This window comes from Knoellia pratensis (assembly GCF_042666395.1).
GTDB classification, from domain to species: Bacteria; Actinomycetota; Actinomycetes; order Actinomycetales; family Dermatophilaceae; genus Knoellia; species Knoellia pratensis.
The window spans coordinates 86,679-108,447 of sequence record NZ_JBHTDJ010000004.1 but is presented as its reverse complement, the minus strand read 5'-3'; the positions used below and the strand labels follow the sequence as shown (position 1 = coordinate 108,447).

The following is a 21,769-nucleotide window of genomic DNA, read 5'->3' as shown; positions in this document are numbered from 1 at the left end:
CAAGTTCTCACACGGCATACCCGGCAGGTGACATGCCACAGGGCACCCGGAGACCGGGTGCCCTGTGGATCGAACCGACGTCAGTGACGAGTCACTTGTCCTGCTTTGCTGCTTCCTCGATCTCGACGTCCACCGCAGTGTGGTCGAGTTCCTGGAGCTGACCCTGGATGTAGGTCTTGAGGCGACCGCGGTAGTCGCGCTCGAAGGCGCGCAACTGCTCGATCTTGCGCTCGAGCACGGTCCGCTGCTCGCCCAACTCCTCGAGGATGGCCGCCTTGCGCTGCTGCGCTTCGTGGACCATGCCCGTGGAACGCTCACGCGCCTCGGTGATGAGCTCATCACGCTTGCTGTTGGCCTCGGCCAGCATCGTGTCGTGCTGCGACTTCGCCGTCGACACGAGCTCGTCATGCTGCGACTGAGCCGTCGAGACGAGCTCGTCGTGCTGCGCCTGCGCGGACGACACGAGTTCGTCGTGCTTGGCCTGGGCCGTGCTGAGGAGCTCGTCGTGCCTGGACTGACCTCGGTTGAGCAGGTCGTGGTGCTTGCTCTCACCGGCGCTCAGCAGCTCATCGTGCTTGGCCTGGGCCTCACGCAGGAGCTCGTCGCGACGGCTCTCGCCGGCGGAGACGTGCTCGTCGTGGAGGCGCTGGGCGAGGGCGAGGACACCGGCAGCCGAACCGGCACCCAGTGCGCCGGCTCCTGCGAGTGCTGCCACGTCGGAACCTTCGCCCGCCTGGGCGGCCGGAGCCTGACCCTGGGCCTGTGCCCTGGCGAGCCGCTCCTGCGACTCGGACTCGGCCTGCTCTGCCGCTGCCTGTGCCTTCTGCATCCGACGCTGGGCGTCAGCCTCAGCCTCTTCGACGCGGGTGCGCAGGATCGAGAGCTGGTCGTCGGCGTTGCTGTTGGCCTTGGCGTAGACCGCCTGGCGCTCCTGCTCGTTCTTGGCGGAGGCCGCCTCGCGCTCGGAGCGCTCACGGTCACGCTCGGCGGCGATGGAGTCGCGCTCGCCGCGCAGTGAGTCACGCTCGCCCACGAGGCTGTCACGCTCACCAGCAAGGGTGTCGCGCTCGCCGACGAGCGCATCGCGCTCGCCACGCAGTGAGTCACGCTCACCCACGGCGGCCTGGTGCTCATCGCGCAACTTCGCGATCTCCCGCTCGGACTCGGCGAGCTGACGCTCGAGATCCTTGACGCGCTTCTCGAGTTCGTTGTTGCGCTGGGAGAGACCGTCGACCTCGCCACCGTTCTGGCCGAGCTGGCTCTTGCCCTCGAGCTCTTCGAGCTCACGAACGCGGGCCTCGAGCTCGGAGTTGCGGCCCTCAAGCTTGCTGATCTCGGCGGAACGGTCGGGTGAGACGGCTGCTGCGACGGGAAGTGCTGCGGTCACCGGCTCGAGGCCGCGGCCCTGACGGCAGTCGTTGAGCTGCTTGCGCACCTCGTCGTCCGTCTTCGTCATGCGACGCATCTCGGCGACGATGTCATCGAGGAAGTCATCCACCTCGCGCTCGTCATAGCCGCGACGGAACTGGGTGGTCGTGAACGTCTTGTTGAGGACGTCCTCGGGCGACAACGCCATGTCAACTCCTCTGGATCGATCGGTTCAGGAATGCCATGCATCACGAAGGACACAGGGCTCAGCCATCCAGCCTAGAGGATGGCGATCAGGAGGTAGAGCGCGAGGACCAGAACAAGGAATCCGAGATCGATCGAGGCCCCGCCGAGGCGCAACGGAGGAATCACCTTGCGCAGGGCGTTGAGCGGCGGATCGGTGAGGGTGTAGACGGCTTCGGCGATGACGAGCATCACTCCGCGCGGTCGCCAGTCCCGGGCGAAAACACGGATCCAGTCCAGGATGAGCCGCCCAAAGACCACCATCAGGTAGAGCCAGACGATGAATTCAAGCAGTCCTAGCACGGTCTTCATGTCGACCAGTGTGCGGGACCGGGCTGTGACAACAGGGGGCCGGGGTCAGCTCTGGTTGAACAGCGTGCGACCGGGGACGGCAACCGACTCCTCGGCGTGGACCTCAACAGTCGACGGCGAGAGCAGGAAGACCTTGGCCGTGACGCGCTCGATGGCGCCGTGCAGACCGAAGACCAGACCGGCGGCGAAGTCGACGAGACGCTTGGCGTCGGCGTCGTCCATGTCGGTGAGGTTCATGATGACGGGAGTGCCGTCACGGAAGTTCTCACCAATCGTCTTGGCCTCGTTGTAGGTGCGCGGGTGAATCGTCGTGATCCGGGACATGCCGGAAGCCTCCGGGGTGCGCACCACCTGGGCGACGCTGCGTCGGTCGGTCAGCGGGGTGACCTCGGCGGCACGCTCGCGCGGCTCGCGGGTCTCCTGCTCGTCGTAGGTGGCCTCGTCGGTGTCGTACTCGTCGTAGGCCTCGTCGTAGTAACGGCCTTCGTCCTCGGCCAGGCCGAGATAGACCATCGTCTTGCGCAGCGCGCCAGCCATGAGAACTCCTAGTACGAATCGGCGACCCGAGTGGTCGATCCTTCGGTCATGAAGTTACCCAAGTGACGGGCGAGAACCGAGTATTGCGCTCCCGACACGCAGGTGTGTCGCACCCTCGAGAACAGCGTCCTCGAGATCGCCGCTCATGCCGGCCGAGATCCACGTGGCATCGAGATGACCTGCGCGTATGCCGTCCGCCACCTTGCGCAGTCGGGCGAAGGCCGCACGTGGGTCACCTTCGAGAGGGGCCACGGCCATGACGCCTCGCAGTCTCAGCGAAGCCGAGGTGGCCACGAGATCGGCGAGGGCTGGGGCGTCCTCCGGTGCCACTCCCCCACGACCTCCGCTGCCGTCGAGGGCCACCTGCAGGAGGACATCGAGGTGTCGACCGCCGCGTTCGGCGGCCCGATCCAACGCCGTGACGATCTTGGCTCGGTCGACGGACTGAACGACGTCGGCATACGACGCGACGTGCGCGACCTTGTTGGACTGGAGCTGGCCGATGAAGTGCACCGTCAGGTCGCCGCGCCGAGTCAGGTCGGCGACCTTGGAGCTCGCCTCCTGATCCTTGTTCTCACCGATGTGACGGACTCCGAGGTCGGCGAGCAGGTCGACATCGCTCGCCGGGAAGTACTTCGTCACGACGACCAGGTTGATGCCGGACGCGGCGCGGCCAGAATCGGTTGCGGCGCGATCGATGCGCTCATGCACCCCGGCGAGGTTGGCCGCCAGCTCCTCACGACGTGTTGTCACCGGGAGGTCCGCACGATGACTCCGGCGAATCGGCCCGTCGTGCCGTCACGCCGGTAGGAGAAGAGTGACTCGTCCTCACGCGCACAGCCGGGGACCCACGTGATGCCATCTACGCGGGCGCCGCGAAGCTGCGCGACGACTCCGGCGGCGACATCGATGGACGGCGTTCCGGTCCAGGTCACGGTTCGCGACTCGGGGCTGACCACCGCCGCTTCCTCGCGCATCTCAAGGGGAACTTCGTAGCAACGACCGCACACGCTGGGCCCGACTGCGGCGGAGATCCGCGTCGCACCGAGGTCACGCATCGCCGAGATCACCTGTGGGACAACGCCTTTGGTCATGCCGGGCCGCCCTGCGTGCACAGCGCCAACCACACCAGCCTGCGTATCCGACAACAGAACCGGGGTGCAGTCCGCCACGAGGACGGCCAGGGCCAGGTCGGGCTCGGCCGTGACGATGCCATCGACGACAAGAGGCCCATCGGGCTTTTCGGTGATCACCGCGACGTCGGACCCGTGGCACTGGTCCATGAACACGAGGCGATCGATGTGGACGCCCATTTCGTCCGCGACGCGAATCCTGTTCTCGCGCACCGCATCTGGCGCATCGCCGACGTGGCCACCAAGGTTGAGACCGGCATACACGCCGGAGCTCACCCCGCCCGAGCGGTCGGTGAAGGCACGGCGAAGGTCGCCCACGTCGTCGCGCCAGAAGAACACGGGACCACCGTAGACGCGGCGAGGGCGACCGGTGTGACCGGTCGCCCTCGTCGCGCTCGATTGACTACTTCAGCCTGAGCTCACTTCAAGAAGTCAGGCACGTCCAGGTCGTCGCCGTCGTCGAAGGTGACGGTGCGTGGCGGCGTCGGACGCTGCTCGGACTCCTGGCTGCGCTGGACCGGAGCAGCCTCCGCCTGTCGAACCGGCTCTCCGGTCGGGGAGACCTGCGGAACAGCCGGGGCCTGAGCGGGCTCGCCCTGCTGGGCTGGGCGCTGCGCGGGCTGGCCCTGCGGTGCCTGCTGACCGGCAGGAGCCGACGGGGCCTGCTGACCGGCGGCCTGCTGAGTCTTGCTCGGACCCTGGATGCTGCCGATGTGGCGCTCGTCGGGCCGCTTGACTGGCGTGCCACCGTCGAAGCCGGCCGCGATGACGGTGACCCGCACCTCGTCGCCGAGGGCGTCGTCGATGACCGCACCGAAGATGATGTTGGCTTCGGGGTGGGCGGCCTCCTGGACGAGGCGAGCGGCCTCGTTGATCTCGAAGAGACCGAGGTCGCTACCACCCTGGATCGAGAGCAGCACGCCATGGGCGCCGTCGATGCTCGCCTCGAGCAGCGGGCTGGAGATGGCGAGCTCGGCGGCCTGGACCGCACGGTCCTCACCACGAGCCGAACCGATGCCCATGAGGGCCGAACCGGCGCCCTGCATGACCGACTTGACGTCGGCGAAGTCGAGGTTGATCAGACCCGGGGTCGTGATGAGATCGGTGATGCCCTGAACACCGGACAGGAGGACCTGGTCGGCGCTGCGGAAGGCGTCGAGCATCGAGACGGCGCGGTCACTGATGGAGAGGAGTCGGTCGTTGGGGATGACGATGAGGGTGTCGACCTCTTCGCGCAGCCCGGCGATGCCCGTCTCGGCCTGGTTGGCGCGGCGACGACCCTCGAAGGTGAACGGCCGGGTCACGACACCGATCGTCAGTGCGCCCAGGCCCCGGGCGATGCGAGCGACGACGGGCGCGCCACCGGTGCCGGTGCCACCGCCCTCACCAGCGGTCACGAAGACCATGTCGGCCCCCTTGAGGACCTCCTCGATCTCCTCGGCGTGATCCTCGGCGGCCCTCTTGCCGACCTCGGGGTCAGCGCCGGCGCCGAGCCCACGGGTCAACTCACGTCCGACATCGAGCTTGACGTCGGCGTCGCTCATGAGGAGAGCCTGCGCATCGGTGTTGATCGCGATGAACTCGACGCCCTTGAGGCCGACCTCGATCATCCGGTTGATGGCGTTCACACCACCTCCACCGATGCCGACGACCTTGATGACGGCCAAGTAGTTCTGGGGTGTTGCCACGGTGGGGGCCTCTCCTGAGATTGCTGAGTGGTCGAGCTGGTGATTCGATGTTGCGCTTCGATTCGCGAAACTCCGTGAGTCCCGTGCCGGAGTCTCTACCTCAAGTCAAGGGTCACAGTTTGATCACGAACCGTTGACCTGACGCTAGGCGTCGGCGCGGCGTCATGCAACGAGCGGGTGGGCGTGTCGTGGCCCAGTCCGATGATTCTTCCTCACCATCGTCACTTCAGTCACATTGGCCCCGTTTCTTCCACGACAGCCGCCCTGCGAACCCCTTGTGTCTGCGCATCTGGTTGTTCTGGCCGCCATGCGCAGACGCAGCGGGAGGGGCTGGCGTTGCGTCTGCACATCTGGTTGTTCTGGCCGCCGCAGCCGCGGACGTTGCGGGAGCCGCCCTCAGCCGCGGACGTTGCGGGAGGTGAAGGTCAGTCGTCCGAAGGTGACGGGGACGGACCGCCGCGCGTCACCGGCGTCTCGGGTGCGCTGACGTCGATGACGTCGGGCTCGGTCGGCAGGAGTGCGCGCAGGATCTCGAGCTTGCGGTCGGCGGCGTCGGCGCCACCCCAGACGACCTTGACCCCGTCCAGCGTGAACGAGACCAGGTTGGCGGTGCTCACCTGCATGGCACTCACCTGCTTCGCGAGGTCGATGGGCAGGGTCTGGATGACGCTCAGCGCGGCCTCCAGGGCCTCCTTCGTCGTCCCCTTGGTCGATGCGGCCGTGACGACGGGCACGCCCGCCGGCGGAGCCGTCACGACGCCGTAGGAAACGCCCGTAGCATCCACAACCTCAAGTTGACCGTCAGGGTTCTTGAGCACAAGAGCCGGCTGTCGCGGGACGACACGCACCTGCAGGGTGCTCGGCCAAGCACGCTCGACGGAGACCTCGGCGATGGACGTGCGGGAGCGCACGCGCTCCTCGACGCCGCCCAGATCGACCCGCCCGAGCGGCGTGCCCTGGTCGACTCCGACCAGCCCGGCCACGGCCGTCCTGTCCATCCCGGTCACACCTGTCACCTCGACCTTGCGCACGGCGAGCACCGGACTCCAGAAGGCGAGCCAGACGACAGCTGCAACGACAGCCAGCGAGACGATGGCCCACAGGACCCGCCGCCACGGTTGGCGGCGGCGCTGGAGGGCGCGCTCACGAAAGCGCGGGTCGGCCGAGGCCAGACCTCGCGAGGACACTCCCACGCCGCTCACCTCTGGTCCCTTTCGCGCAGCGCACGAAGCACGTGCCCGGCCAACTCGGTGACGTCACCGGCACCGACCGTGAGGACGAGATCCCCGTCCGAGGCGATCTCCGCCAGGTGGGCAGCCACGGCGTCAAAGGCGCCGCCGACAGAGACCGCCCGCTCCCCCGCCAGGGCACGCAGGGGCGCCGCGATGAGCTCGCTCGTGATGCCTTCCATCGGCTGCTCACGTGCTCCGTAGACGTCGAGCAGGACCACCGTGTCGGCGGGTGCGAGACCAGCCGCGAATCCCTGCGCGAAGTCACGGGTGCGTGAATACAGGTGCGGCTGGAAGGCGACATGGAGCCGACCACCCCGACGCGCCGCGATCTCGGCAGCCGTCCGGACAACTGCCGCGACCTTGCCCGCGTTGTGGGCGTAGTCGTCGACGACGGTGACGCCGCCGACGTCGCCGCACACCTCGAACCTGCGGCGCGCACCGTCAAAGCCAGCGAGACCCTCGAGGACGAGCGCACTGTCCGCTCCGAAGCCTTCGGTCGCTGCCACGTAGGCCGCGGCAGCGTTGAGTGCGTTGTGCGCGCCCGGTGTCGCGAGTCGCATCGTCGCGGTGCTTCCCTCGGGAAGGTGCAGGGTCGTCGTCGTGCCGATGCCCTCGTCGTCGGCACGGTGATCGGCCAACGTGAGGTCTGCGGTGCCGTCGAAGCCGTACGTGAGGACGCGAGTCCCGCCGATGGCGGCGTTCGATGCGAGGAAAGCCGATCCGGCGTCGTCGGCGCAGGCCACGAGCAGACCGTCGGCGCGGATCGAGTCGGCGAACGTGGCGTAGGCCCGCTGGACGTTGCCGAAGGTGCCGTAGAAGTCGAGATGGTCGGGCTGGACGTTGGTGACGATCGCGACCTCTGGCCCATAGACGAGGAAGGAGCCGTCGCTCTCGTCCGCCTCCACGACGAACACGTCACCTCCGGTCCAGGCCGCATTGGTGCCCTGACCGGTCAGTTCTCCACCGGAGGCGAACGACGGATCGAGGCCAGCCGCCTGCAGCGCGACGGTGAGCATCGAGGTCGTCGTCGTCTTGCCATTGGCACCAGCCACGGCCGCGGGTCGGGAGTCGTGCATCGTCGCCGCAAGTCCCTGAGAGCGGTGCAGGACAACACATCCGGCCTCACGCGCAGCCGCGAGCTCGACGTTGGTCTCGGGAATCGCCGAGGAGATGACGACCGTGTCGATGTCCGCCACGTGGCTGGCATCGTGACCGACGAAGACCCGCGCGCCGAGCCCACGCAGGGTCTCGAGGACGGGGCTGTCCTTGGCATCGGAGCCACTCACGATGACACCGCGAGCGAGCATGATGCGGGCGACCGCGGACATGCCCGACCCACCGATGGCGATGAAGTGGACGCGACCCAGGGAGTCGAGCCCGGGGACCTCAGTGGTGAAGTCGAACCGCGGGTTGCGTGCCTGCACGATCAGCCCCTCCTCGATGCAGCATCGATGACGAGATCAGCCAGCAACTCGTCACCGCCGCGCTCCCCCACGGACGCCGCTGCGGCCGCCATCTCGGCGAGGCCGGGGGCGTCACGCAGGAGCGGGACCAGGGTGCGCTCCACCCAGTCGGTCGTGAGGTCTGCGTCGTCGACGATGAGACCACCGCCGGCAGCGACCACGGCGCGCGCGTTGAGGCTCTGCTCGCCGTTGCCGATGGGCAGTGGGACATAGGCCGCTGGGAGCCCCACGGCGGTGAGCTCACAGACGGTGTTGGCACCGGATCGCGCCACGACGATGTCGGCCGCGGCGTAGGCCAACTCCATCCGGTCCGCGTAGGGAACGACGACATAGGGAGCGCCTGCTCCGGCAGAGGGCACGTCGAACTCCTTGCCCACACCGGTCACGTGCAGCACCTGGACACCTGCTGCGCTGAGCGAGCTGACGGCACCGTGGAAGGCTTCGTTGATGCGCTGCGCACCGAGCGAGCCACCAGTGACGAGCACCGTCGGCCACTGCGGGTCGAGCCCGAAGTTGGCCAGGGCTTCGGCGCGGCGGGCCTTGCGGTCAAGGAGCGCGATCTCGCGTCGCAACGGCATACCCGTGACTGTGGCGCCGCGCAGCGGCGTGTCCGGGAAGGTGACTGCGACGTGCGTGGCGAAGCGCGCACCGACCTTGTTGGCAAGGCCGGGGCGAGCATTCTGCTCGTGGACGACGATGGGTATGCCGCGTCGCCGGGCTGCCAGGTAGGCGGGCGTCGAGACGTAGCCGCCGAAGCCGACGACGACCCGGGCGTCCGCAGCGCTGATCGCGTCGTCGGCGGCCTGCACCGCCCGCCGCAGCGACCCGGGCAGGCGGAGCAGCGCCCCCGAGGGCCGGCGCGGCAGGGGGACCTTGGGGACGACCTCGAGGTCGTAGCCGCGCGCCGGCACGAGTCGGGCTTCGAGGCCCTCTGCCGTGCCGAGGGCGGTGATGCGGACGTCGGGCTCGCGGCGACGCAGGCAGTCGGCCAGGGCGAGCAGGGGCGAGACGTGCCCGGCAGTGCCGCCACCGGCGAGCACGACCGACGTCAGGAGTCCGGTCGTGTCGGTCATGACCGCGACCGCTTGGGCAGAACGGCGAAGGAGCGCTTGAGCAGCGACGGACGCGCAGCGAGAGCCTTCGCACATCCGGGCTCGGCACGGGCAAACGAGAGCAGGATCCCGAGCGCGAACATCGTTGTCACGAGGGACGATCCACCTGAGGAGACGAACGGGAGCGGCACACCGATGACGGGGAGCAGCCCGATGACGGCGCCGACGTTGATCATGGCCTGGACGATGATCCAGCTCATGATCCCGGCGGTGGCGATGCGGACGAAGAAGTCGGAGCTGCGCATCACGAGGCGGTAGCAGGCCAGCGCGAGGACGACGAAGAGGGCGAGCACCATGATCGTCCCGGGCAGGCCGAGCTCCTCGCCGATGATCGCGAAGATGAAGTCGTTGTGCGGCTCCGAGAGCCACTTCCACTTCTCGCGGGACTGGCCGAGGCCGACCCCGATCCAGCCGCCGTCGGCGAGGGCATAGCGGCCGTGGATGGACTGCCGTGCGGGCCCGAACTGGTCGGTGTCGCGGCCGAGCCAGACGTCGAAGCGCCCGAGTCGGTTGGGGCTGGTGACGACGAAGGCCACTGCCATGGCTGAGAACGCCGCGGCGGACAGGGCGAACCATCGACCGGGAACTCCTGCGGTGAACAGGACGCCGCCCACGATGGCCGCCATGACCAGCACGGTGCCGAGGTCATGGCCGACGAGAACGAGGCCGATCGCCAACAGGGCGATCGGGAAGACGTAGGGCACGAGCGCGTGTCCGACGCGGGCGAGCTGCTTGCGCTTGGCCGACAGGACGAGGCCACCGCTGAGAGCCAGTCCAACCTTGAGCAGCTCGGACGGCTGCATCGTCACGAACCCGAAGTTGAGCCAGTTGCGGTTGCCCTTGACCCCCACACCCAGTGGCGTGAAGACGAGAATCTGGAAGATGAGCCCGGCGACGAGCACGGGCAGGGCCAGCTTCTTCCACGTCGCCACGGACAGGCGCGACGCGATGAGAAGCGCAACCATCCCGACCGTCGCGAACACGAGCTGGCTGAAGAAGATCGAGTAGGCCGAACCGGAGTTGGTCTCGCTGAGCGAGGTCACGGCCGAGGCCGACAGCACCATGATCAGGCCGAACGCGATGAGCACCGTCGTCACACCGACGAGGACGTAGTAGGTGGTGACGGGCCGGTTGAGACGCTCGAGCCACTCGGAGACGATGCCCGCGCTGCGAGCGTCCTTGGCCGGGCTGTTGGCTGGCGTCCTGACGGAACTCTTGACGGAACCGGTCGTGCTGCTCACTGGTTCACTCCCCCGAAGCCGCGCGGCGGAGCACCGCCTCGGCGAAGGCGTCTCCGCGTGCGCCGTAGTTGACGAACATGTCCATGGATGCGGCCGCCGGCGCAAGCAGCACGACATCGCCCGACTGAGCGAGCGACGCGGCCTGCGAGATGACGCGATCCATGACTCCAGTGTCCGTGTCCGCGACGTCGACGACGGGGACATCCGGCGCGTGTCGGGCAAGCGCGTCAGCGATCAGCGCGCGGTCGCGACCGAGGAGCACGACACCACGCAGCCGAGGAGCGGCCGTGCGCACGAGGTCGTCGACGTCGGCACCCTTGAGGAGGCCACCGGCGATCCAGACGACGTGCTCGTATGCCGTGAGCGACGCTGCCGCTGCGTGGGGGTTCGTCGCCTTGGAGTCGTCGACGTAGCGCACCTCGTGGAGCGTCGCGACGTGGGCGATGCGGTGTGCCTCGGGACGGAACGCCTTGAGGCCCGCGCGAACCGCTCCGGCGTCGACGCCATGTGCTCGGGCCAGAGCCGCCGCGGCCAGGGCATTGGCCACGAGGTGGGGCGCGACGTCGGGTGCGTCGCCACGCAGGTCCTCGATCGTGGCGAGCTCGGCTGCGGCGTGACGGCGCTGCTCGACGAACGCTCGGTCGGCGAGGACGTCGCCGACGAGACCCAACATCGACGGGGCTGGGGTGCCCAGGGTGAACCCGACGGCACGACAACCCTCTTGGACCTCCGCGTCCTCGACGAGGCGTTCGGTCTGGGGGTCGTCGACGTTGTAGATGCAGGCGACTTGCGTGCCGTTGTAGACCTTGCCCTTGGCGGCCACGTAGTCGTCATGGCTGCCGTGCCAGTCGACGTGGTCGGGCGCGACGTTGAGGCAGACCGAGGCCTGCGGTCGGATCGAGTCGGACCAGTGCAGCTGGAAGCTCGAGAGCTCGACGGCGATCGCGTCGAACGGCTCCGGGTCCATGATCGCCTCGAGGATCGGGGTGCCGACGTTGCCGGCGCTGATCGCGCGCTTGCCTGCGGCCCGCAGGATCGAGGTGAGCATCTGGACGGTGGTGGTCTTGCCGTTGGTTCCGGTCACGGTGAGCCACGGCGCCGCACCTTCGAGGGGTCGCATCCGCCAGGCCAGTTCGACCTCACCCCAGATCGCCACACCAGCCTGAGCCGCAGCGGCCAGCAGAGGCTGGGTCGGCGCCCATCCCGGAGAGGTGACGACGAGATCGACCTGCTCGGACGGCATACCCGCAACGTGTTCGGGACCGAAGCGCAACTCGGCGTCAAGGACCTCGAGAATGCGTGCGCGCTCGGCCATGGCCGGCGACGAATCGGCGGACGAGCCGTCAACGACGACGACGTGAGCGCCTCTCTCCAGCAGGGCATCCGCGGCCGCGAAGCCACTGACACCCAGTCCGGCGACGAGGACGCGCAGCCCTGCCCAATCGGCCTCGCGGTGGGTGAGCCGCTCCAGCCGATCGGTGGTGCCGGCGGTCATGCTGCGCCCACGACCCATTCGGCGTAGAACAGGCCGAGACCCAGCGCCACGAAGAGGCCGGCGATGATCCAGAAGCGGATCACGATGGTCACCTCTTGCCAGCCGAGGAGCTCGAAATGGTGCTGCAGCGGGGCCATGCGGAACACGCGTTTGCCGGTCGACTTGAACGACGCGACCTGGATGATCACCGACAGCGTGATGGTGACGAAGAGCCCGCCGAGAATGACGACGAGGAACTCGGTGCGGGTGACGATGGCGAGGCCCGCGAGCAGACCACCGAGGGCGAGCGAGCCGGTGTCGCCCATGAAGATCTTGGCCGGCGAGCCGTTCCACCAGAGGAACCCGAAACAGGCACCCATCGCGGCCGCCGCGACGATGGCGAGGTCGAGCGGGTCGCGCACCTCGTAGCACTTGATGCCGGGGTTGGTCTGGCAGTTCTGGTTGAACTGCCAGATCCCGATGAGGACATAGGCCGCGAACGTCATCACCGACGCACCGGTGGCCAGACCGTCGAGTCCGTCGGTGAGGTTCACGCCGTTGCTCGTGCCGGCGATGACGACGTTGGCGAAGAGGACGAAGAGCAGGACGCCGACGATCGTCCCAGCGAAGGCCAGGTCGAGGTTGGAGTCGCGGACGAACGAGAGCTTCGTCGAGGCCGGGGTGCGGCCCGAGTTGTTGGGGAACTGCAGCGCGAGGATCGCGAAGATCGTGGCGACCGCTGTCTGGCCGGCGAGCTTCTGCTTGGACCGGAGCCCGAGGCTGCGCTGCTTGCTGATCTTGATGTAGTCGTCGAGGAAACCGATGAGCCCGAGCCCGGCCATGAGGAACAGGACGAGGACGCCGCTCCAGCTGGGGGCCGACCAGAACACGATGTGCGCCATGGCGTACGCCAGCAGGGTCGCGCCGACGATGACCGCCCCACCCATGGTCGGGGTGCCGCGCTTGGTGTGGTGCGAGGTCGGACCGTCATCACGGATGAACTGGCCGTAACCCTGCTTCACCAGCCACTTGATGAACATGGGAGTGCCGAGCAGCGCGACGATCAGACTGACCACCGCAGCAACGAGCACGGCCTTCACTGGGGGTCCTCCTGGGTGGTGCGGGCTGGTGTCTGATCAGGCACGGTCGGTGGTTCGGTGAGCCTGTCTCCGAGCCACCGTAGACCTGCATCCCGGCTCGACTTGAACAACACGACGTCTGGTGGTGCGACTTCTGCCCGGAGCAACGCCTGCGCCGCATCGGCGTCGGCGACCCAACGGATACGGGTGCCGTCGACAGACGCGATGTCGGCCATGGGGCGTGCGGTCTCACCGACGACGAGGAGCTCGTCGACACCTCGCCGTTGTGCCTCGGCGCCGACCTCGGCGTGATCGGTGTCGGACTCGTCGCCGAGCTCGAGCATCGAGCCCAGGACGGCCCAGGTGCGCCGGCCCTCCCCCATGGACTCGAGCGCCGCGAGAGCCGCGCGCATCGAGTCGGGGTTGGCGTTGTAGGCGTCGTTGACGACGGTCACCCCGTCGGGGCGTTCGGTGACTTCCATCCGCCAGCGGCTGACGATGCCGGCTTCCGCGATCGACGTGGCCGCCGATGCGAGGGGTATGCCGCATTCCAGGGCGACGGCGAGTACGGCCAGGGCGTTGCCCACATGGTGGCGACCGACGAGCCGGAGCGCGATCGTGGCTTCGCCCGCCGGGGTGATGGCGCGGAAGGTCGCTCGGCCGTCGCTGCCGACGGTGATGTCCTCGGCGCGGAGGGTCGCGTCGGCGGCCTCGCCCACGAGGACGACGCGTGCCCTCGTGCGGTCGCTCATGGCGCGCACGACCAGGTCGTCGGCGTTGAGGATGGCTACGCCGTCACTCGGCAGGGCCTCGATCAACTCTGCCTTGGCGCGTGCAATGGCCTCGCGAGAACCGAATTCGCCGACGTGGGCCGTGCCGACGTTGAGGACGACACCAATGCTCGGTGGGGCGATCCTGGTCAGGTAGGCGATGTGGCCGATGCCTCTGGCGCCCATCTCGACGACGAGGAAGCGTGTGTCGTCGGCGACTCGGGTGACGGTGAGTGGGACGCCGACCTCGGAGTTGTAGGAACCGACCGGCGCGATCGTCGGGGCCGCAGCACCGAGGACGCTGCCCAGCAGGTCCTTGGTGCTCGTCTTGCCCGACGAGCCGGTGATGCCGATGACGGTGAGGTTCGTGGCGCGGTCGAGGACGGCGCGGGAGATGGCGACGAAGGCGGCCTGGACGTCGTCGACGACGACGCACGGCAGCTCGTCGACGGGCCGGCTCGTGAGGGCGGCGACTGCACCGTTGTCGCGGGCGGCGCCGACGAACTGGTGGCCGTCCATGGACTCGCCGATGCGAGCAACGTAGAGACTGCCGGGCTGCGCCTCACGGGAGTCGGTGACGACGGCACCGGTGATGACGGGGCGGCGACCTGAGGTGGGCGCGCCGTGGAGCGTGCCTCCGGTCGCGGCGGCGATCTCGGCGAGCGACAGGGCGATCACGAAGTGACCTCCTCGTCCAGAGCGGCCCTCAGTTCGTCACGGTCATCGAAGGGGTGGACGACTCCGGCGATCTCCTGGCCGGTCTCGTGTCCCTTGCCGACGACGGCGACGACGGAACCCGGCCCGCCCTCGCGGGCGAGACGAACGCCTTCGCGAATGGCTTCTCGTCGGCCGCCGACCTCGACGAGCACCGCCGTCGAGTCGAGGGACTGAGCACCCTCGACCACTGCCGTGCGGATCTCGGCCTGGTCTTCGCTGCGGGGGTTGTCGTCGGTGACGACGACGACGTCGGCCAGTCCGGCCGCGGCCCGACCCATGCCGTGGCGCTTGCCGCGATCGCGGTCACCACCGGCACCGAGGACGACGACGAGTCGGCCGGTGGTCGTGGGTCGCAGCGCTGCCAGCGCAGCCTCGACCGCATCCGGTGTGTGGGCGTAGTCGACGACGGCGAGGAGTCCGCTGTCGATGTCGGCCGCCTGGGTGGGCGCGACCTTCTCCATGCGACCCGGGACGTGGGGGTCCGTGAGGATCGCGCGGCCCACGGCCTCGGTGTCCTCACCGAGAAGAAGCAGCGCGACGGCTGCCATGGCGGTGTTGGCGACGTTGAAGTCTCCGGGCAGTGCTGAGCGCAGATCGAGTTCGATTCCGCTGCCGCGCAGCGAGAATCGCGCAGGTTCGGTCGGGTCCACCGTGACCACCCAGTCAGCAACCTGGCCCTCGAGCGTCGTCAACGTCGTGACCGGTATGCCGCACTCCTCCGCGAGGCGGCGGCCCCAGATGTCATCGACACAGATGAGTCCGCGCGTCGAGCGCTCCGGGGTGAACAGCATCGCCTTGGCGGAGAAGTAGTCCTCCATGTCGGCGTGGAAGTCGAGGTGGTCCTGGGAGAGGTTGGTGAAGAGCGACAGGTCGTAGACGACACCGTCGACGCGGTGCTGGCTGAGCGCGTGACTCGAGACCTCCATGACACACGTGTCCGTGTCGCGCTCGTCCATGACGGCAAGGATCGCGTGGAGGTCGGTGGATTCGGGCGTCGTGCGCACGCTCTTGATGCGCTCGTCACCGATGCGCGTCTCGACCGTCCCGATGAGCCCGGTCCGGTGCCCCAGCACGTCGAGCGCGCTGGCCACGAGGTAGGCCGTCGTCGTCTTGCCGTTGGTGCCGGTGATCCCCACCATGGTGAGGTTCAGGTCTGTCGTGCCATAGATGTGTGCGGCGATCCTGCCGAGGACGGATCGCGGCTCCTGGATGCTGATCACGGGCAGCGCGACACCGGCCGCACGAAGTCGCTCGACGCCGTCGGCATCGGTCAGGACCGCAGCGGCGCCCGCGTCCGCCACCTGCGCGGCGAAGTCGGCGCCGTGGGCCCGGGCACCGGGCAGTGCGGCATACAGGTCTCCGGGTCGGACGGCGCGCGAGTCGAGGGTCACTCCGCTGACGACGAGGTCATCGACGTCGCTGAGACCGGCGGTGGGTGCGCCTACGAGCAGCGCGAGGTCACGAACGCTCGAGCTGGTCAGGGAGGCGGGTCGGGGTGCAGACACGACCAGTCAGACTACTTGCCGCTGCCGCGTGGTCTGTCCCGCAGTGTCCTGGGGTCCGACGCGGCCTCCTCCGGGGTGACCGAGATCTTGATCGGCGCCTTGGTCGTCCCCGTCGGGGGGACCTTGAGCTCCTGGAGGGCGTAGGTCATGACGTCGTGGAAGACCGGGCCGGCGACCGTCCCGCCGAAGATGCTCGCGCTGGGTCGCTGGATGATGACGGCCACGACGATCTCGGGGTTGTCGGCAGGTGCGTAGCCGATGAAGCTGGCTGTCTTGCCGCTGTACCTGCGGAGAGTGGCGTCGTAGAAGTCGGCCGTACCCGTCTTGCCGGCGACGCGATATCCGGGGATCTGGGCCTGGGGGGCAGTGCCCTCCTTGGAGACCACGCCTTCGAGCATGGCGTTGATCTTGCTCGCCGTGTCCTGAGAGACGACGCGGGTCCCGGGCTTGGACGCCGTCTTGGTGAAGGTGCCGTTGGCGTTGGTCGTGCCCTCGATGAGGTTCGGCGTCATGCGGACTCCGCCGTTGGCGATGGTCTGGAAGACCGAGGCCGCCTGGATCGCCGTGACCGACAGGCCCTGACCGAACATGACCGTCGAGCGCTGGGTGCCGCTCCACTTCTCGGCCGGGGCAAGGAGACCGGCGGACTCCCCGGGGAAGCCCATGCCGGACTTCGAGCCGAGGCCGAACTTGCGGTAGTACTCCTCCAGCCGCTTGGACTCGAGCGTCTCACCGATGAGGATCGTCCCGATGTTGCTCGACTCCGCGAGCGTGCCGGCGACGGTGCGGTTCAGGGTCGGGTGGTCGTGGCTGTCCTTGAACAGCGCGTCGTAGCGCTTCATCCGGTTGGGGATGATGACGGGCTGGTCCGGGGTGACCTTCTTGTCCTCGATCGCCGCAGCGATCGTCATGACCTTGGCCGTCGAGCCGGGCTCGAAGACGTCGTTGAGGGCCTTGTTGACCAGGCTGCCCTTGGCGCGACCGATGTCGTTGGGGTCGTAGGTCGGGTAGGAGGCCAGCGCGAGGATCTCGCTCGTCTTGGCGTTCATGACGACCGCGGTGCCGGACTGCCCACCCATCTTGGCCATCTGCTGCGCGATCGCGTTCTGGGCGTACCACTGGATGTTGGAGTTCACCGTGAGGGTGACGTCCTTGCCGTCCACGGCCTTGACCCCACCCTGACGACCTCCGGGGATCTTGGATCCGTCGGGCGCCTTCTCGAACACGGAGTGGCCAGCGGTGCCCTTGAGGGCCTTGTCCATCATCGTCTCGAGCCCGCCACCGGCCGCGCCGTCATCGGTGACGAACCCGACGAGCGAGGCGGAGTTGGGGCCCTGCGGGTAGACGCGCTCGGGGACAGCCTCGGCCGAGTCCTTGTAGATGCCGGGGATGCCGAGTCCCGCGACCTTGCGCCACGTCAGCGGGCTCACCTTGCGGTCGAGGACCTGGTAGCGGCCCTTGCCAGTGAGCTTGGGGCGCAGGTCTTCGACGGTGCTGCCGAGCAGGGGCGCGAGAGCCTTGGCGGCAAGGTCGACGGCGACACCGCTCGTGGCGGGGTCGCACTTCTTCTTGTCCTTCTGCTTGTAGGTGCAGACGGCCGTGGGGTCGGCGACGACGGTCTCGCGAGCCCGGCTGGACGCGAGCACGACACCGTCCGAAGAGGTGATCTTGCCCCGCAGGGCAGGGATCGTGACCTTCTCGGTGCGCTGCTCGAGCGCCTCGGCGGCGACGGCGGACGAGTCGAAGCCCTGGATCCGGAGCAGCTGCGCCGCGAAGATGCTGAAGACGAAGATCGTGGCGACGGTCAGTCCGCGCATGCGACGGCGGGGATTGCCCGGCGGCGTGGTGGCCCTGCGCCGGGCCGTGGGGCGACGCGGCGGTCCCTTGCGCGCCGTCCGGGGAGGCGCAGGACGCGAGGCACCCTGGGCCCTCGACGACGACGCGACCCGGCCCGGGGCAGGACGCTTGGCCGGACCGGGGCGCTTGGCCGCAGCCGGACGCTTCGCGGGGGCAGGTCGTCTTGCCGGAGCAGGCTTCTGCGTGCGAGCAGCACCGGTGGCGGGGGGTTGGCGCTTCTTGGCCGGGCGCGGCGGCGGCGTCCGGGGCGTCACGGCGTCGTCGTGGCGGTGGGGCGAGCCGCCTGGTTCGGTGCGGTCGACGCGTCGGGCTTCGCCGAGGCGTCCGGCTTGGCCGACGGGGTGGCGCCCGAGTTGCTCGGGGAGGCCGTGGCCGTGGAGCTCGGCCCGGTGCCGGCGCTGGCAGCCTGCGCGGGGGCCTGCTTGCTGGTCGAGGTCGTCGTGCTGGTCATCCCCGTGCGGGAGTCGACGCTCGTGGTCGTCACCTCGATGTTGGCCCCCTTGACCGTCGTCACCGTTGTCGTCGTCACGGTGCCCACCGTCTTGACCGTTGTCGCAGGGGTCGTGGCGGGGCGGGCAGCCGCGGCAGCCGAGTTGCCTTGTGTGGCAACAGTAAATTCCTTCTTCGCGTCCGGGACCTCCGCCACGCCGAGAACCTTGCCATCGCTGAGTCGGAGGAACGCGGCGGTCGTCGACGGAACCATGCCCATGTCGAGGGCGCGCTTGGCCAGCTCGGCCGGAGTGCTCGAGGCGTCGATCGCGTGACTGAGCTCCTCCTCGGCGTCGGACAACTGGTTGGAGGTGTCCTGCAGGTCACCCAGGACGAAGGAGCCCTTGGCCATGGCGGTGTTGAGCATGAGCACGCCGATCAGGCCGGCGATGAGCAGGGCGAGACAGGCGGCGACGAACGCCGGCTGACCGTGCTGCGGCTGCTCGCGGACGACGCGCAGCGGACGCGGACGGGACGTGCGCGGGATCGTCCGTGGTGCGGAGCGATTCAGTGGACGGGCCGCGGTCTGAGTCATCGCCGGGCTCCCTTCGTAGGACGTGTACGTTCTGCAACCCGCAGTCGTGCCGACGCGGATCGGGGGTTCGTGGACTGCTCGGACTCCGAGGGCTCTTCGGCGCCTCGGGTGAGCAGACGGAGGTATGCCGCGTGCTCGGGGAGCTCGACGGGGATACCGGGAGGGGTGCTTGAAGTTGCACCGGCGACGAGCGCGCGCTTGGTGATGCGGTCCTCGAGCGAGTGGTAGGACAGGACGGCAATCCGTCCGCCGACGGCAAGCACGTCGATCGAGCCGAGGACCGCGCGCTGCCAGGCGCCGAGCTCGTCGTTGACCTCGATGCGCAATGCCTGGAAGGTGCGCTTGGCCGGGTGGCCGCCGGTGCGCTGCGAGGCCGCAGGCACGGCTGCGCGCAGCAGTTCGACGAGTCGGGCAGAGCGCGTGAACGGCTCGATCTCACGTTCGCGCACGACAGAGGAGACGATGCGCTTGGCGAACCGCTCCTCGCCGTAGTCCCGCAGGATCCGCAGGAGGTCGGCGGGGGCGTAGGTGTTGAGGACCTCGGCGGCGGTGATGCCGCTCCCCTGGTCCATGCGCATGTCGAGGGGCGCGTCCTGGGCGTACGCGAAACCGCGGTCGGCCTCGTCCAGCTGGAGCGAGGAGACGCCGAGGTCGAACAGCACGGCCTGGACCTCGCGCAGACCAAGGTCCTTCACGACGTCGCCGATCTCGTCATAGACGGCGTGCACGCCACGGAACCGCTCGCCGAAGCGGGCGAGCCGCTCCCCGGCGAGCGCCAGCGCCTCTTCGTCGCGGTCGATTCCGATGACGGTCGCCTCGGGGCACGCCTCGAGGAAGGCCTCCGCGTGGCCGCCCATCCCGAGCGTCCCATCCACCAGAACGGACCCCGGCTGAGTGAGGGCCGGGGCCAGGAGTTCGACGATGCGGTCGCGGAGCACGGGAACGTGCCGCTGTTCGGCGGCTCCCCGTGACTCCATCTCGATCTCCTTCTGGCTGTGACTGGCTGTGACTGGCTGTGGCGTGCATCTGGTGTTGGCGCTGTGCGGTGGGGCTGAGATGTGGTGCGGCAGCGGGTCGGTCCCTGCGGGGTCGTGATCCGTTCCCCGGCTCCTGGTCCCCATCCGTCCGGGGCCCGGCACGGGGGAAGTCGTGTCGGGAGCCCAGTCGGCTGGAGGCCGGGAGCCGGGGATGCATCACATGAGTCCGGGGATGACCTCCTCGGCTTGCTCGGAGTAGGCCTGCTCGGTGCTCGCGAGGTAGGCGTTCCAGGCGTCGGTGTCCCAGACCTCGACGCGCGATCCCGTGCCGATGACGGTGCACTCCCGGGTGAGACCGGCGTACTGACGCAGGTGGGCCGGGACGGTCACGCGTCCCTGCTTGTCGGGGATCTCGTCACTGGCGCCGGAGAGGAAGACGCGGATGTAGTCGCGGACGGCGCGGTTGGTCGTCGGCGCTTCCTGCATCTGCTGGGTCACCTTGACGAACTCGTCCATGGGGAAGACGTAGAGGCAGCGTTCCTGCCCGCGGGTCACGACGAGGCCGGTTGACAGGCGCTCACGGAACTTGGCCGGGAGGAACAGGCGGCCCTTGTCGTCGAGGCGGGGCGTGTGCGTACCGAGAAACACCGCGCTCACCTCCCCAACTTCGACCCGACCCCGGGGCGACACTTCTCTCCGGATTCCTCCACTTTACTCCACCTTTGACCGAAATCAAGTCGTTACCTGGCTTCAGTAACCCTTTTTTCGCAGGTCAGAGGCGGTGGTGCAAAGTGGAGTGCTTTCGGCGTGACGGCCGGTTCGCACGCTCGGGAGCACCCGGCATACCCACGTATGCCGTCCGCTCACCCCCGCTGAACCTGCACGCACGCTGTGAAGCGACGCATTTGTGACCCCAGCGCCTACCCCAGTGGTGGAATGTGGGGCAAGATCGAAAACCCCGTTGCGCAGGGCTTCGGGAGCGCCCATCCCAGGAGCCATCGGTGTCCACACACGACGAGGTCCATCAGGTCCGCAACAATCCAGAGCAGCGACGAGCTGACGGGGGCGCGCCGCGATCGGGCGCAGCGCTCGATCAGGTCCTCCAGGTGGCGAGCTCACTGCAGAGCGCGATGAACACCGTCATCGAGGGCAAGCCGGCCGCCGTGCGCACCGCCGTCACTGCGCTCCTGGCCGAGGGACACCTCCTCATCGAGGACGTCCCCGGAGTCGGCAAGACGATGCTCGCCAAGACCCTCGCGCGCTGCATCGACGCATCCGTGCGACGGGTGCAGTTCACACCCGACCTCCTGCCCAGCGACATCACCGGTGTGAGCGTCTTCAACCAGGACGTGCGCGACTTCGAGTTCCGCCCGGGTGCGATCTTCGCCAACGTCGTCGTCGGTGACGAGATCAACCGCGCCTCACCCAAGACACAGTCCGCGCTGCTCGAGTCGATGGAGGAGGCACAGGTCACCGTCGACGGCACGACCTACGCGCTTCCCCGCCCGTTCATGGTTCTCGCGACGCAGAACCCGATCGAGATGGAAGGCACCTACCCCCTCCCGGAGGCGCAGCGCGACCGCTTCATGGCGCGCATCTCCATGGGCTACCCGTCGGCGCGCAGTGAGGTCGACATGCTCGACCAGCACAGCGCCCGCTCCCCCCTTGACGAGTTGCGCCCCGTCACCGACGCGGCCACCGTGACCCAGATGATCGAGGCGGTCCGCGGGGTCCACGCCTCGCAGGCCCTCAAGCAGTACGTCGTCGACCTCACCCAGGCCACTCGCTCGAGCTCGGCCCTGCGTCTGGGGGCGTCACCTCGCGCGAGCCTTCACCTGTTGCGCGCCAGCCGTGCCCACGCCGCCCTTGCCGGACGGGACCACGTCCTGCCCGACGACGTGCAGTCGATGACGATCCCGGTCCTCGCCCACCGACTCATGCTCACGGGTGAGAGCCAGCTCGCGCACCGGTCCGCAGCCGACGTGCTCACGGACCTGCTCCAGCGCGTTCGCGTCCCTGCCCCGACACGCTGACGCG

At 68.6% G+C, this 21,769-nt stretch carries 19 protein-coding genes; 1 reads left to right on the top strand and 18 read right to left on the bottom strand.

What is annotated here, in order from left to right; translation table 11 throughout:
- Positions 1-91 precede the first annotated feature (91 nt).
- From ACFQRE_RS16630 to mraZ, 18 genes are all read right to left on the bottom strand, one after another.
- Positions 92-1,576 carry a DivIVA domain-containing protein gene (locus ACFQRE_RS16630; protein WP_380124555.1) on the bottom strand — a complete coding sequence of 495 codons (1,485 nt, stop codon included), beginning with the start codon at positions 1,574-1,576 and terminating at the stop codon, positions 92-94.
- 71 nt (positions 1,577-1,647) lie between these two features.
- Positions 1,648-1,923, bottom strand: coding sequence for a YggT family protein (locus tag ACFQRE_RS16625; protein ID WP_380124553.1), 276 nt, complete (start codon positions 1,921-1,923; stop codon positions 1,648-1,650).
- Positions 1,924-1,968: 45 nt separating this feature from the next.
- Positions 1,969-2,460 carry a cell division protein SepF gene (locus tag ACFQRE_RS16620; RefSeq protein ID WP_380124551.1) on the bottom strand — a complete coding sequence of 164 codons (492 nt, stop codon included), beginning with the start codon at positions 2,458-2,460 and terminating at the stop codon, positions 1,969-1,971.
- A 54-nt stretch (positions 2,461-2,514) separates the two neighbouring features.
- On the bottom strand, positions 2,515-3,213 hold the full coding sequence (locus tag ACFQRE_RS16615) for a YggS family pyridoxal phosphate-dependent enzyme (protein ID WP_380124549.1): 699 nt from the start codon (positions 3,211-3,213) through the stop codon (positions 2,515-2,517).
- Complete coding sequence (gene pgeF / locus ACFQRE_RS16610) at positions 3,210-3,932, bottom strand: peptidoglycan editing factor PgeF (protein WP_380124547.1); 723 nt, start codon at positions 3,930-3,932, stop codon at positions 3,210-3,212. Before pgeF ends, ACFQRE_RS16615 begins: the two co-directional genes overlap by 4 nt.
- Before the next feature lie 80 nt (positions 3,933-4,012).
- On the bottom strand, positions 4,013-5,281 hold the full coding sequence (gene ftsZ / locus ACFQRE_RS16605; protein ID WP_380124545.1) for a cell division protein FtsZ: 1,269 nt from the start codon (positions 5,279-5,281) through the stop codon (positions 4,013-4,015).
- Between the two features lie 425 nt (positions 5,282-5,706).
- Entirely contained in the window at positions 5,707-6,474 is a 768-nt protein-coding gene (locus ACFQRE_RS16600) for a cell division protein FtsQ/DivIB (RefSeq protein WP_380124543.1), read from the bottom strand.
- A 5-nt stretch (positions 6,475-6,479) separates the two neighbouring features.
- Positions 6,480-7,937: a UDP-N-acetylmuramate--L-alanine ligase gene (murC, locus tag ACFQRE_RS16595; RefSeq protein WP_380124541.1), complete on the bottom strand. Its 1,458-nt coding sequence runs from the start codon at positions 7,935-7,937 to the stop codon at positions 6,480-6,482.
- A gap of 2 nt (positions 7,938-7,939) precedes the next feature.
- On the bottom strand, positions 7,940-9,049 hold the full coding sequence (murG, locus tag ACFQRE_RS16590; protein WP_380124539.1) for an undecaprenyldiphospho-muramoylpentapeptide beta-N-acetylglucosaminyltransferase: 1,110 nt from the start codon (positions 9,047-9,049) through the stop codon (positions 7,940-7,942).
- Entirely contained in the window at positions 9,046-10,329 is a 1,284-nt protein-coding gene (gene ftsW / locus ACFQRE_RS16585; RefSeq protein ID WP_380124537.1) for a putative lipid II flippase FtsW, read from the bottom strand. Before ftsW ends, murG begins: the two co-directional genes overlap by 4 nt.
- Before the next feature lie 4 nt (positions 10,330-10,333).
- Positions 10,334-11,842: a UDP-N-acetylmuramoyl-L-alanine--D-glutamate ligase gene (murD, locus tag ACFQRE_RS16580; RefSeq protein ID WP_380124535.1), complete on the bottom strand. Its 1,509-nt coding sequence runs from the start codon at positions 11,840-11,842 to the stop codon at positions 10,334-10,336.
- Positions 11,821-12,903 (bottom strand): phospho-N-acetylmuramoyl-pentapeptide-transferase, encoded by a 1,083-nt coding sequence (gene mraY, locus ACFQRE_RS16575; RefSeq protein WP_380124532.1) that lies wholly within the window; start codon positions 12,901-12,903, stop codon positions 11,821-11,823. The genes murD and mraY overlap by 22 nt, the downstream gene beginning before the upstream one ends.
- Positions 12,900-14,330 carry a UDP-N-acetylmuramoyl-tripeptide--D-alanyl-D-alanine ligase gene (locus ACFQRE_RS16570; protein ID WP_380124530.1) on the bottom strand — a complete coding sequence of 477 codons (1,431 nt, stop codon included), beginning with the start codon at positions 14,328-14,330 and terminating at the stop codon, positions 12,900-12,902. The genes mraY and ACFQRE_RS16570 overlap by 4 nt, the downstream gene beginning before the upstream one ends.
- Positions 14,327-15,874 (bottom strand): UDP-N-acetylmuramoyl-L-alanyl-D-glutamate--2,6-diaminopimelate ligase, encoded by a 1,548-nt coding sequence (locus ACFQRE_RS16565; protein WP_380124527.1) that lies wholly within the window; start codon positions 15,872-15,874, stop codon positions 14,327-14,329. The genes ACFQRE_RS16570 and ACFQRE_RS16565 overlap by 4 nt, the downstream gene beginning before the upstream one ends.
- 11 nt (positions 15,875-15,885) lie before the next feature.
- On the bottom strand, positions 15,886-17,691 hold the full coding sequence (locus ACFQRE_RS16560) for a peptidoglycan D,D-transpeptidase FtsI family protein (RefSeq protein WP_380124525.1): 1,806 nt from the start codon (positions 17,689-17,691) through the stop codon (positions 15,886-15,888).
- Between the two features lie 290 nt (positions 17,692-17,981).
- Positions 17,982-18,755 (bottom strand): hypothetical protein, encoded by a 774-nt coding sequence (locus ACFQRE_RS16555; RefSeq protein WP_380124523.1) that lies wholly within the window; start codon positions 18,753-18,755, stop codon positions 17,982-17,984.
- Positions 18,752-19,732 (bottom strand): 16S rRNA (cytosine(1402)-N(4))-methyltransferase RsmH, encoded by a 981-nt coding sequence (gene rsmH / locus ACFQRE_RS16550; RefSeq protein WP_380124521.1) that lies wholly within the window; start codon positions 19,730-19,732, stop codon positions 18,752-18,754. The genes ACFQRE_RS16555 and rsmH overlap by 4 nt, the downstream gene beginning before the upstream one ends.
- Positions 19,733-19,948: 216 nt before the next feature.
- On the bottom strand, positions 19,949-20,380 hold the full coding sequence (mraZ, locus tag ACFQRE_RS16545) for a division/cell wall cluster transcriptional repressor MraZ (RefSeq protein WP_380124518.1): 432 nt from the start codon (positions 20,378-20,380) through the stop codon (positions 19,949-19,951).
- 458 nt (positions 20,381-20,838) lie between these two features.
- Here mraZ and ACFQRE_RS16540 point away from each other — a divergent pair, with 458 nt between their 5' ends.
- Positions 20,839-21,765 (top strand): AAA family ATPase, encoded by a 927-nt coding sequence (locus tag ACFQRE_RS16540; protein ID WP_380125837.1) that lies wholly within the window; start codon positions 20,839-20,841, stop codon positions 21,763-21,765.
- Positions 21,766-21,769 lie beyond the last annotated feature (4 nt).